The sequence below is a fragment of the Wolbachia endosymbiont (group B) of Episyrphus balteatus genome (assembly GCF_947250575.1).
In the GTDB taxonomy this organism is placed as follows: domain Bacteria; phylum Pseudomonadota; class Alphaproteobacteria; order Rickettsiales; family Anaplasmataceae; genus Wolbachia.
In genome coordinates, this window is the sequence record NZ_OX366325.1 from 512,661 (window position 1) to 524,813 (window position 12,153).

The 12,153-nt window shown below is 34.8% G+C and carries 10 protein-coding genes and 3 pseudogenes; 11 read left to right on the forward strand and 2 right to left on the reverse strand.

Translation table 11 applies throughout. The features are described 5' to 3' along the window. Positions 1 to 7: 7 nt before the first annotated feature. From OOL05_RS02510 to OOL05_RS02540, 7 genes and pseudogenes are all read left to right on the forward strand, one after another. Entirely contained in the window at positions 8 to 286 is a 279-nt protein-coding gene (locus OOL05_RS02510; RefSeq protein ID WP_264375563.1) for a YggT family protein, read from the forward strand. Next, complete coding sequence (locus OOL05_RS02515) at positions 287 to 2,398, forward strand: DNA translocase FtsK (RefSeq protein WP_264730686.1); 2,112 nt, start codon at positions 287 to 289, stop codon at positions 2,396 to 2,398. 119 nt (positions 2,399 to 2,517) lie between these two features. Beyond that, complete coding sequence (locus tag OOL05_RS02520; protein ID WP_264375565.1) at positions 2,518 to 3,063, forward strand: hypothetical protein; 546 nt, start codon at positions 2,518 to 2,520, stop codon at positions 3,061 to 3,063. A 179-nt stretch (positions 3,064 to 3,242) separates the two neighbouring features. Then, positions 3,243 to 3,878: a TRP75-related protein gene (locus OOL05_RS02525; protein WP_264337096.1), complete on the forward strand. Its 636-nt coding sequence runs from the start codon at positions 3,243 to 3,245 to the stop codon at positions 3,876 to 3,878. Between the two features lie 16 nt (positions 3,879 to 3,894). Continuing rightward, complete coding sequence (ispG, locus tag OOL05_RS02530; protein WP_264375566.1) at positions 3,895 to 5,175, forward strand: flavodoxin-dependent (E)-4-hydroxy-3-methylbut-2-enyl-diphosphate synthase; 1,281 nt, start codon at positions 3,895 to 3,897, stop codon at positions 5,173 to 5,175. Positions 5,176 to 5,507: 332 nt separating this feature from the next. Then, positions 5,508 to 6,674 (forward strand): ankyrin repeat domain-containing protein, encoded by a 1,167-nt coding sequence (locus OOL05_RS02535; RefSeq protein ID WP_406721752.1) that lies wholly within the window; start codon positions 5,508 to 5,510, stop codon positions 6,672 to 6,674. A gap of 27 nt (positions 6,675 to 6,701) precedes the next feature. After that, positions 6,702 to 7,143, forward strand: a pseudogene (locus OOL05_RS02540) (transposase); the annotation flags it as partial. Between the two features lie 49 nt (positions 7,144 to 7,192). Here OOL05_RS02540 and OOL05_RS02545 read toward each other — a convergent pair. Next, positions 7,193 to 8,312 (reverse strand): annotated as a pseudogene (locus OOL05_RS02545) (IS256 family transposase). Between the two features lie 287 nt (positions 8,313 to 8,599). Beyond that, positions 8,600 to 8,929 carry a hypothetical protein gene (locus OOL05_RS02550; protein WP_064085722.1) on the reverse strand — a complete coding sequence of 110 codons (330 nt, stop codon included), beginning with the start codon at positions 8,927 to 8,929 and terminating at the stop codon, positions 8,600 to 8,602. Positions 8,930 to 9,080: 151 nt separating this feature from the next. Between OOL05_RS02550 and gap the strand changes: the two genes are divergently transcribed. The 4 genes and pseudogenes from gap to OOL05_RS06765 form a co-directional block, all read left to right on the forward strand. Beyond that, complete coding sequence (gap, locus tag OOL05_RS02555) at positions 9,081 to 10,052, forward strand: type I glyceraldehyde-3-phosphate dehydrogenase (RefSeq protein WP_264375569.1); 972 nt, start codon at positions 9,081 to 9,083, stop codon at positions 10,050 to 10,052. Between the two features lie 3 nt (positions 10,053 to 10,055). Next, a complete protein-coding gene (tatC, locus tag OOL05_RS02560; RefSeq protein ID WP_010401503.1) occupies positions 10,056 to 10,814 on the forward strand; it encodes a twin-arginine translocase subunit TatC in 759 nt (252 codons plus the stop codon). A gap of 134 nt (positions 10,815 to 10,948) precedes the next feature. Then, positions 10,949 to 11,755 (forward strand): nucleotide-binding protein, encoded by an 807-nt coding sequence (locus tag OOL05_RS02565; RefSeq protein WP_264730689.1) that lies wholly within the window; start codon positions 10,949 to 10,951, stop codon positions 11,753 to 11,755. 187 nt (positions 11,756 to 11,942) lie between these two features. After that, positions 11,943 to 12,095, forward strand: a pseudogene (locus tag OOL05_RS06765) (IS630-like element ISWpi11 family transposase); the annotation flags it as partial. Positions 12,096 to 12,153: the final 58 nt, after the last annotated feature.

Sequence of the window (12,153 nt, forward strand, 5' to 3'; positions counted from 1 at the left end):
TAGTAATATGCATCCAATCATATACTTACTTAACCTGCTACTTGATCTTTACAGCTTCATTCTAATATGCTCAGTTGTTCTCGATTTGTTGATTAAATTGAATGTAGTGAACATGTATAATGAAGTTGTAAGAAACATAATGCAAACTTTAAACCGACTTACCCATCCTCCACTAAAGGTTATCAGAAGGTATATACAACCGTTCAATGGATTAGATTTATCCGTGATGATATTGATAATAGCAATTCACTTTGTAAAATATACAATTACTTATTACTTTAAGTAGATGTTAAAAAAACAGCTAAAATCAGCGATATACCTGTTACTCTTAATGTATATATATATATTGGTTTTTAGCTATAATTATCAAGATCCATCCTTAAATACAGCTACAGATGAGAAAGTAACAAATTTAGGTGGAATAGTAGGTTCATATTTAGCTGATATATTAGTTCAATTTTTTGGACTCGCTAGTATTACAATAGCTACAACCATAGTTTACTTTTTAATTTTCAGAGCATCATTGCTGAAAATTATCTACCTAACGTTAATCAATGTAGCAATATATGCTATATTGTCGCAACTTTCGCTTGGCATTACTGCTAGATACATGCACGGTGGAATAGTTGGTAATGCTCTAATTGACCACTGCCCATTTTACATATTCACAGTAGTAGCATCAATAGGTGTTGTAGGGTTGGTTGGTTGGAAGAGAACAGTTTATTCTTTACTTTTCCTATGCAAAAAAATAGCTTCCTTTTTTGCAAAGTTTCTGTTTTTCAGGTTACGTAAAACTACTGATTATTCAATAGCACCATTAGTAATAGAGGGAAAATATAGAACCACTAGACAACAATCAAAAGAAAGACAGAAAAAAGCTACCGAAGAGATTTTTAAACCACCTTCTAGCGAGTTTGAGTTTCCAAGCATTCACTTACTTTCTAAAGTAGAAGAATCTATGCAGAGAAAACAGTTGAATGCATTAGAGAGCAATAAGAATTTATCTCTGCTCGAACAGGTGCTGAGTGATTTTGGCGTGCAAGGAAAAATTATAAGTGTATGTTATGGACCGGTTGTGACTTTATACAAACTTGAACCACAAGCAGGTACAAAATCTGCAAGAGTAATTGGTCTTGCAGATGATATTGCACGTTCAATGAGTGCACTCTCTGCACGTATTTCAATAATTCGTGGACAAAATGCCATGGGAATAGAATTGCCAAACAAGGAGCGAGAGATTGTGATGCTGCGTGATTTACTTGAATCGCCAGAATACCAAAATGCAAACTTAAATCTTCCAATTGCGCTTGGCAAGGAAATAAGCGGAAAACCAGTTATTGCAGATCTGACTAAAATGCCCCACTTGCTTGTTGCCGGAACTACAGGGTCAGGTAAGTCGGTTGCAATTAACACGATGATTCTGTCGCTTGTTTATCGACTAAGTCCTGATGAATGCAAGATGATAATGATCGATCCAAAAATGCTTGAGCTTTCAATATATGATGCAATACCGCATCTAATAACACCAGTGGTAACAGAGCCAAAAAAAGCTGTTATTGCTCTTAAGTGGATCGTGAAAGAGATGGAAAATCGCTATCGTATGATGTCATATTTAAATGTGCGGAATGTAATAAACTATAATCAAAAAATTACAGAAGCGATGAATAGCGGAATAGAATTGGAACGTGTTGTACAGATTGGCTTTAACTCAACAACTGGTAAACCTTTGTTTGAAAAAATACCGATTAAAATGGAGACATTTCCGTATATTGTGGTGATTGTAGATGAAATGGCAGATTTAATGCTTGTTGCTGGCAAAGATATAGAATGCTCTATTCAACGTTTAGCTCAGATGGCTCGTGCTGCAGGAATACACATCATAATGGCAACACAACGCCCATCTGTAGATGTGATAACAGGTGTGATAAAAGCAAACTTTCCAACGAGAATTAGTTTTGCTGTTACTTCTAAGATAGATAGCCGTACAATACTTGGTGAACAAGGGGCTGAACAATTGCTCGGTATGGGTGATATGCTTTATATGGCCTCTGGTGGTAAGATTATTCGAGTTCACGGTCCATTTGTAAGTGATGATGAGGTGCAAAATATAGTTGATCATCTAAAAACGCAAGGTGAGCCAAACTACATGGAGGAAATCACTCAAGAAGATGAAAATTCTTTCGCGGAATCAGAAGGTGAAACAGAAGATGAAGAGAACAATCTATACAAGCAAGCAGTAGCCATCATTCAGAGGGATCAAAAGGTTTCAACTAGTTATATTCAAAGACAGCTTAGAATAGGCTATAACAGAGCTGCAAATATTGTTGAAAGAATGGAGAAAGAAGGCATTGTCAGCGCTCCGAGTTACTCAGGAAAGAGAGAGATATTGGTAGAATAACCCTTAACTTAAACCAAGGAAAGTTATTTTAAGATCAATGTATAGTGATAGTTAATTTAATAATAATTTAAACATTGGGAATGTAAAATTATAATATATTAATTAGCTAGGGGGTTAAAATGGTAAAAGGAATTTTCCGCAATTGGTTAGGTATAACAGAATTGCAAGAAAGTCAAAAGATAGATGCTGAGAAGTTTGAAAAAGTTTTTGGTGAATTAAAAAAATGGCAAGAAGCTCAAAATATTGATGCTAAACAGTTTGAAGAGGTATTTAGTGCATTAAAAGAATGGCAAGAAGCTCAAAAGATAGATGCTGAGCAATTTGAAAGAGTTTTTGGTGCATTAGAAGACAAGATTGGTACTGAGCAGTTTCAAGCTATGCAAGAGCACTTAAGCGGCTTGCAAGAAAAATTTACAGGCTTAGAAGAAAAAGTAGAAACATTTGCAGACATGGTAGGGGGACAAGAACAAGCAATACTAACTTGTGCCATAGTCAGTGCTGTTGCTGCAATAGCTGTAACTAGTTTTGTTGCATTCTGTATCTATCAGGGAGTTAAACTTGATAAAGAGAAGAAAAATGACTTGTCTCAAGGTACACCAAATGGAAAAGTTGACGCAAGCAATGTTGTTAGTCATGAAACACCACTGATTGACTTTTTGAGTTGATAATGCTCTTCTTGAAAAGGTGTTACGTAAAATTTGTAACACCTTAAACTTTCTTTAGATTTTGCAGGTTTTGGTAGTAAATTTTTTAGAAAGATGTTTGTATTATAAAGTTAGTAGAGATTCTGATTTACTTAAAGTTCGTTAATTGGTATCTTTTAAAGTACAATATTCACTATAGCATGCTTAAGATCTTTTCTAAAGTTTTATTTACATTAATACTTTTGGTTTCTAGTTTCTTAACTGTACATAATGTTGAAGCTAAGTCTAAAGTAAAGCTCAGTAAGAGATACATACCTCCTGGTAATCCTGGTGGTGCAAACTTTCATGAAGATGAGGAATTTGCTGATTCATATAAATTATATGAAAAGCGTAGGGAGATTCTCAAGAAAAAAAAGTTACAAGTGCAATCTAATGCTAACATAAATAAAGAAGATCTAATCAAAAAATTAAAAGAAAAAAAAATTGCTAGCCTTGATAACGAGCCAAACAACGTGGGAGCTTGCATAGTTGAAGATGGGGAGGATGCTATGATCAATCAGCATGGTATTAATCTTGCACGTTTAAAGGGTGCTGTATTTATAGATCAAGAGCCAGTTTCTCAGTATGAAAGTAAGCAGCATAAAAGTGAACAACAAAAAGGGAAAAAAGTTACTTCAACACGAGAAAAAAAAGTTTCCCCTATAAATGTTACTATAAAAGAAAGTCCATCAAGAAGAACGTGCTCTCATGATTCTATTACTGATCTAAATAGAACACCACAGCATAGTTTAAATGGTTCAAGTTCATTTGGCAGTGTAGTTGACACAGTAAAATAGTGTCACGATTAATAATATGCTAGATAGAGACCTGACATTGAGTGATGATGCATATGAGTCATCGCCGGTTTCCAGGCATAAAACTCATACTGTAAAAGTTGGACAAGTGAAGATAGGTGGAAATAATCCTATAGTTGTTCAATCCATGGCACTTGGTGCACATATAGATTCTGACAACATAAAAAGTAGTGCTCAGAAATATGCAAAAGAAGTAATAGAACTAGCGCATGCAGGTTCAGAATTGGTGCGAATTGCTTTGAACTCAGAGGAAGTAGCAAAAGCAATACCTTATATAGTAGAGGAAATAAATAAAGAAGGCTTTGATGGTAAGATATTAGTAGGCTGTGGACAATATGAGCTCTACAGGCTGATTCAGGATTATCCAGACAACATTAAAATTCTGGGTAAAATTAGGATAAATCCAGGTAATATAGGCTTTGGTGATAAACGTGATGAAAAATTTGAAAAAATTATAGAGTATGCAATAACGCATGATCTTCCTGTCAGAATTGGAGTAAATTGGGGTAGTCTTGATAAGTACCTTTCACAAAAATTAATGGATGAAAACTCCTTGTCTAGTAATCCAAAAACTTCTGATGTTATATTACGTAAGACGCTTGTAATGTCTGCTCTTGGTAGTGCAAAAAAAGCTGAAAAGATTGGCCTTAATGCAGAGAAAATAATCATTTCATGTAAAGTCAGTAGAGTGCAAGATTTAATTTTAGTTTATACGGCACTTGCACAATCTTCCAATTATGCGCTGCATTTGGGTTTAACCGAAGCTGGTATGGGTAACAAAGGCGTAGTAAATACCACAGCAGGGCTTACTTATTTATTGCAAAATGGTATTGGAGACACTATCCGGGCTTCTTTAACTCAGCGCCCTGGTGAATCACGCACTAATGAGGTGGTAGTATGTCAGGAAATACTGCAGTCTATAGGTTTGCGCTACTTTAACCCTCAGGTGAGTTCATGTCCTGGTTGTGGACGCACAAGTAGCGATCGTTTTCGTATATTAACTAAGGAAGTAAATGGCTACATAAAAACTCATATGCCGGTATGGAAGAAAAAGAATCCTGGTGTAGAGTATATGAACGTTGCTGTTATGGGATGCATAGTAAATGGTCCTGGAGAGAGCAAACATGCAAATCTGGGGATCAGCCTGCCTGGATACGGAGAAAAACCTGTTTCAGCAGTCTACAAAGACGGCAAATATTTCAAAACTTTACAAGGTGATAATATTTTTGAAGAATTTAAGGAAATTATTAGTGATTATGTGGAGAAGCATTACACATAAGCCTTTCACAAGTTTGTACTTAGACTACATTCTGTAAATTAAATGCAAAAATGGTATCTATTGAGTGGATGTCAAATTAGACAATAAAGAACGCCAATTTAAAAACTAGATAGTATCTGACAGGGTTCCTTTTGCCTTTTTTCTATTTGAGAAATTTTTTAATATTGAGATTGACTCTAAGTAGTATAGAGATGTTATTCCAGTATCAAGGACTGAAGTTTCCTGATCTACAATATTTGTACAGTTATGAAATAGACGTAATTTGACATAAAAAGCTTTACTTTTTGAAATTTTGGGTTACGTTTAATTTAACATATTTCAGTGGGAAATTTATTGTAGGTAGAAAGGAAGCTTTAAAAATATTAGGTTTTGAATCAAGCGATGCGCCCAGTGAACAAGAAATTAAATCAGCGTATAGAAAATTAGCCTTGAAATATCATCCTGATAAACATTCAGGTAAAAATGAGGTTGTGAAGAAACAAAATGAAGAAAAATTTAAGCAGCTAGGTTCTGCATATGAATTTCTTACTAAGGAAAGCATAGAAGAGGTTACAAATCTAACTGACGAAAATTTAAATGAAATTAATTCGCCTGGAGATTTGAGGTTTTACTTAAGTAGGTCTCTATATAATCAGGATATAAAGTTTCTTGAAAAGCTTTTTTCCAAATTTAAAAGCAGTAAAGATGGAAGATTTGGTGATTACATCAATGAAGAACTTATTTGTATTTACTTTCCATTATCTCTTGCTTTAATGCAAGCCAAAAATTCAAGAGATTATAGTATTTTGAAACTTCTTTTAGAAAATGGTGCTGATCCTAATATAAAGCTATTACATAATGAAGCTTCGTTACACTATTATATGGTTCTCGATGACAGCAGAATTGTAGAGTTATTGTTACAATATGGTGCTGACCCTAATATGGTAGATAAAAATGGTAAAAATCCTTTGTTTGAAGCGCTTTTGTGTGATGATGATCATACTATGGAAATACTTTTGAAATATGGTGCTGACCCTAATATGGTAGATAAAAATGGTCGAGGTCCATTATATCAAGCAATCAATTGTGACAACGATAAACGCGAAAAATATTTAGAGTTGCTTCTAAAGTATGGTGCAGATCCTAATCAGGAGGTTAATGGCTCCAGAGTTATAGAGTGTGCTCCATATTTCACTAATAATGGTGTAATGAATTTGATTAAAACGCTTACTCTGCCATACGGTAGCAATGATAAAGTTAAAGGGTTGATGGCTGAATACGGTGGAGTTGATAGACGTTATCTACGTGATCAAACGATACTGACTTGTTGTTGCTTAATCGTCGCTTCTGCTACTTTTTTTAGTATAGCTTCTCCTTTGCGCTATGTACCGACAGCAATATTTGCACTTGCTGCGTGTTTTTTTATTAAAAATGCTGTACATGCTGCATTTTTTGCAAAAGAACCTTCTACTGAGTTTACCGAAGCTAGAGCTTGTCCAGAGATTAGTAAAAGGCTATAATATCTAAAGTTTTAGTGCTGGGTAAAGATGAGAAAAAAGCATCCAGCAGACCTAAGTCAAAGGGAATGGACAAGAATAGAAAGCTACTCCAGAGTATCATACAGGAAAGGAGGAAGGTCGTCAAAGTATAGCAAAAGAGAAATATTAGAAGCAATTTTCTATGTATTGTGTATAGGTGTAAATGGCGGTATTTACTATGTGATGGGATACCAAGGAGAAAATTTAAAAAATCATATAAAGGAAGAATATGGTATGGATATTGAGATTGTCAAAAGGCCTTCATGTAGGTTCTAAGTCAACAAAGACACACCGCCTTAGCTACTACCAATGAGGGGTTTAAAGTGCAGCCAAGAAGGTGGGTTGTAGAAAGGACTCTTGCTTTAGGAATAGAAGACTATCGAAAGAATAAGATTTACTCACTGAAAATTTCATATATCTGGCTATGAGTAGAGTTATGTTAAGGGGAGAAATATGCTTGAATTCCGGGAGTGTTAAACAAACTGTGTCAAATCGCATTTTTAGTTCAACTCGATTTTTAACCTACCAGGAAAAAAGATATCAAGTTGAGAGATAGTTAAAGCCCAATCATGTATAGGCATAGTCCATTTCTCTCCTGCCTTCTTTATAGCACAATATACCTGTTTATGCAAGGCATTTGTGCTGGTAAATGAGCCCTTAGTTTTAGTAAATTTTCTGATCTGTCTATGTAACCCTTCAATAGGATTTGTGGTATAAATTAACTTTCTTACAGGGCCGGAATATTTAAAATAACTAGACAGATTTTCCCAATTATTCTCCCAAAACTAAAGTATATTTTTCTCCCCATTTTTCCTCCAGTTCAAGTAAATAATTCTCGGCTATTTCTCTACTTGATATGTTTTTTTCAAATCATTCATGAAAACTTTTGCTCGATACATATTTCAGTGAATTTCTTATCTGATGTACTATACATTTCTGCTTTAGGAAATACGCTATTTATAGCTGTAGGAAAGCTTTTTAACACAAGCTATCAGAATATCATCTACTCCTCTCTCCTTTAGGTCATTTAGTACTCCCAACCAGAACTTCACTTTCAGCCAAATAAAAACCCAAAACTTCTTTTCTGCCATTTTGCTAATATGTTATACATACATTTGCTTACACAATGCCCGTCCTCCTTGACCTTAAAAAACCATGAACACTATTGGATATACAGATTGCAGCGGACGACTGCGCCATTCGTTGATTACCGGTAACAATTTGTCAGTAATACTTGATATCTCTGCTGCAGATATTTTATATTTCTTCTACATGCGATGCTATATCCCATGCCACTGGCATATGTACTTAAAACCTTTGCTTCAAGTTCGGTTGTTTGCCTTTTTCTGACTACTTGTAGCTCGAAACTTCCTTCTCTATCTCTTGGTGTCAATAGTTCAAATACTTGTCCGTAAAGTCTTTGAATTTCTTCGGTTGTTTTCTTCGCTTTCAGCCGACAAATGGTTTTCTATCTCGCCTTCCCTCTAGCAGTTTTTTTATAAATGGTGTTAATGCTCCATCTCTTCCTATCAATGGTCTTCCTTCTCGTATAGATGATAAGATATTTGTTTCTAATTCTTTATAGTCTACCAAACCGGTAGTTGTGTTTGCTTGACTCATTGTCAAACCTCCATTTTTTTATCAATTTATTACTTTACTTCTCGGTTTGACACAGTTTATTTAACCATACGCGTCAAGTTAAGGAAATATCGTGAAATATAGCAACATTTGAGATGGGCATTTTATTTGTTACATTTATTTTTTTAGGGAGTTCTTATCTAGAAGAAGATGATTTTTTCAGAAGAATCTATAAATTAATAACTTTATTACTTAATATATAAAATAGTTTTTTTTCGTTTCCTTTCTTCCTTATACCACTTTTCCTTAACTTGACGCGTATGGTTTATTTAACACTCCCGCATTTCCAAATTTTGTGAAGATTCAAATTCTTCTTGCATATCCAGTATGTCTTCTATTACTTGCTGATCTTCATCTCTTTCTTCTAATTGAAATGCTGCTGCTTCTTGAGGTGTTTCTAGCAGTTTTTTTAATATTTCTGTGCGCAGTTTCTCTGGTATTGATTTCCACTGTAGCATTACTAGCATTTCATTGTGCAGCACTGACATTTTCTGTAGTGTTTTCACTTTTTCTGACAGTCCTTTATTTTCTTTTTGCAATGCTTCTATTTTTCTTTGCTGATACTGATTATCTGAATTTGTCATTGGTAATCCATGCATAACCTACTCCAAGTTAAAATTTAGATATTATTAATTAAGTGATACAGTTTCTTTAGTCAATCAATATATTATAACATTAGGATTAACAGCTAAAAGAATAGAATGAAATATCAGGCAATATCCTCTATAATTAAACTTTTAAGATGGAAAAATGACAATTCGTGTAGGAATTAATGGTCTTGGTAGAATAGGCAGAAGTGTATTGCGTGCTATTTTTGAAGTAGAAAACTATAGCGAGCAAATAGAAGTTGTGGCGGTAAATGGGTCGCTCAGTGCTGAGCAGCATGCACATTTGATTAAATATGACTCTGTTCATGGCAAATTTAACGGCGATATTGATTTTAACGAGTCTGAAAATTGGCTATCTATAAATGGCAGGAAATTTTCTTTATATAGAGAACGTAGCCCTGAAAATATTCCTTGGAATGTTGATGTAGTGCTTGAATGCACTGGTGCATTCAACAAGCGTGCGGAAGCAGCAAAGCATAATGCAGAGAGAGTAATTGTCTCTGCTCCAGTTTCAGATGCTGATGTAACTGTAGTTTACGGCGTAAATAACGATATGCTAAAAAAGGAGCATAAAGTGATCTCAGCAGGTTCTTGTACTACAAACTGTCTGGCTCCGATTGTACACGTTTTACACTCCAATTTAGGTATAAAAAGCGGTTTTATGACCACTATACATGCCTATACGAATGATCAAAATATTCTTGATGGCAACCATAGAGACTTACGTAGGGCAAGAGCTTGTGGCCTTTCTATGGTGCCAACTACAACTGGAGCAGCAAAAACAATTGGTTCTGTCATTCCTCAGTTAAAGGGTAAGCTAGATGGTACTGCTATTAGAGTTCCGGTTAGCAACGTTTCTATGGTTGATTTTAAATTTACGACTGATAAGAAGGTAACAGCTGGAGAAATAAATGAAATGTTTAAGAATTCAGCAAATCATGTGCTTTCCATATGTAACGAGCCTTTAGTTTCAATAGACTTTGTCCATAACCCTTATAGTGCAATTGTGGATTTAGCTGGTACATATGTCACAGGTGATATCTGTAGAGTTGCAGCGTGGTACGATAATGAATGGGCTTTTTCACTGAGAATGTTAGATATATCTTTATTGTAAAGTATGAACGAAAACTCACAAAAATATGCTTCATTTTATGAGCACTTTGCGGAACTTAGAAAAAGGGTTATTTTTTGCTTTCTATTTTTTTGTGTTACCTTCGGGTTTTGTTACTACTTTAAAGAAAATATATACCGCTTTTTACTTGCACCTTTAATAGAAGTTACAAAAGATAGCAATGATTTTTCTCTAATCTATACAGACTTAACAGAAGCGTTTTTTGTATATCTCAGGGTTGCAATAATGAGTGCACTGTTGTTTTCTTTTCCTGTGTTTGCATGGCAATTCTATATGTTTCTAGCACCTGGCTTATATAAAAGAGAAAGGGCAGTGTTATTGCCATACTTAATTGCAACACCGGTTTTGTTTGTAACGGGAGCCGCTGTAGTTTACTACTACATATTTCCCCTAGCCTGGAAATTTTTTATTGCTTTTGAACATAGCGGTAAATCTTTCGGTATACCAATAGAGTTTATGCCATCAGTTAGTGAATATTTAGACCTTGTTCTTCAATTCATGTTTGCGTTTGGTACTGCATTTCAAATTCCAGTCATACTAACCTTAATGGTGAGAGTAGGGCTAATCACTGCACAAAGTTTGTCAAATAAACGTAGAATTGCGATAGTAGTAATTTTCATTATTGCTGCAATCTTAACTCCACCTGATGTACTAAGCCAAGTAGGGCTTGCAATTCCAATGTTGGTATTATATGAGCTGTCTATTCTGATATGTAGATATATTGAGAAGAAAGCAAAGGATTGAATTAAGAATATTATTTATAAACAAAGAATGAGCACCGGAGCACTTTTTCTTGAACATTGAAATGGGATTATGTAAACTGCCCTTATTGATTTTTTAGTAGACGCCAAGTGAATTAAAATATTATGAGGTGTGTTATGATAATAGTTGTTGGTGGTCAAAAAGGTGGTACTGGTAAAACGACCATAGCCACAAATATAGCGGTGATGCGTGCTAGGGAAGGTAGAAATGTCCTTCTCTATGATCTTGACCCATTAATGCTAGCTACCTTGTGGGCATCCCAGCGAGACAAGGACAAAAGTTTACCGAAAATTAACAGTATTCACAAGGTGTTAGGCCAAATTAACATTGGTGTAATAATCAGAAATGAGCTACAAGCTTTACAGTCCAAATATCAAGATATTATTGTTGACGCAAGAAGAGCAGATGAAACTTTAAGGGCTGCCTTATCATTAGCTAATCTAGCTATATTTCCGATTCTTCCATCTGCACCTGATATGTGGACGTTTAACACTCTGAGCAACTTAGTTGCCGGTGCTCAGAGTTGTAACAAAAACTTTCAAGCAAGAATCTTACTTAATCGAATGAATACTAATCCAGTTGTAACTAAAACAGGAATTGAAGAATGTGATGCTTTTTTAAGCTGTTTTGACAACTTAACAAGGTTCGATAGTTTTTTGAGTCAGCGAATTGCAATTTCACGTGCCTCTCGCAAAGGTATGGGTATTGTTGAATCAGACGATTTAAAAGCAATTAGAAAATTTGAATCTGTTTATGAGGAAGCCTTATCTACTGTTAGAAAACCAGGGCCAGCACAGTCAGTGTTAAGGTTGCCACCTAGTTTACATCAAAAATTGAAGGAAATAGCCTTTATAACAAAAGATACAGTTTCTAACATTGGATTCAGGGCTTTAACGGAATACATTAAAACTTTAGAGAAATAAGAAACCAATCAAAATGAAGAAGAAAGGTTTGTTTCCTTGATTGTCTTTCAACTATTTTCCTGAAGTTGGAGGTTCTATAGGTTGCTGTGTAAAAGATTAGGAAGTAGTTTTGTTAGTGTTGAAAATTACAGCTCTTTTCCTAATAGTCGGAACATGATGGAATAGGTAAAGTAGTGAGGAGATGTGAATGCCAGCAGCATATAGTTATGATTTAAGGAAAAAAGCATTGGATGTAGGGGAAAGTAGAGCATGTGTAGCCAAGAGGTTTAAAGTTAACATTCTATGAATGGCAAAAAGGTGCAAGAAAATAGGCGATTTTAAATCAAAATGTAGATCCAATAGAGCGTGATTGATATCTTGCTAGTAATAGTGTAACAGCTTTTATTAAGATATTTTTT

Coding starts and splice junctions, on each gene's coding strand:
- OOL05_RS02520 (WP_264375565.1), top strand. CDS start 2,518: ATGGTAAAAGGAATTTTCCGCAATTGGTTAGGTATAACAGAATTGCAA.
- tatC (WP_010401503.1), top strand. CDS start 10,056: ATGAACGAAAACTCACAAAAATATGCTTCATTTTATGAGCACTTTGCG.
- OOL05_RS02565 (WP_264730689.1), top strand. CDS start 10,949: ATGATAATAGTTGTTGGTGGTCAAAAAGGTGGTACTGGTAAAACGACC.
- OOL05_RS02510 (WP_264375563.1), top strand. CDS start 8: ATGCATCCAATCATATACTTACTTAACCTGCTACTTGATCTTTACAGC.
- OOL05_RS02515 (WP_264730686.1), top strand. CDS start 287: ATGTTAAAAAAACAGCTAAAATCAGCGATATACCTGTTACTCTTAATG.
- gap (WP_264375569.1), top strand. CDS start 9,081: ATGACAATTCGTGTAGGAATTAATGGTCTTGGTAGAATAGGCAGAAGT.
- OOL05_RS02550 (WP_064085722.1), bottom strand. CDS start 8,929: ATGCATGGATTACCAATGACAAATTCAGATAATCAGTATCAGCAAAGA.
- ispG (WP_264375566.1), top strand. CDS start 3,895: ATGCTAGATAGAGACCTGACATTGAGTGATGATGCATATGAGTCATCG.
- OOL05_RS02525 (WP_264337096.1), top strand. CDS start 3,243: ATGCTTAAGATCTTTTCTAAAGTTTTATTTACATTAATACTTTTGGTT.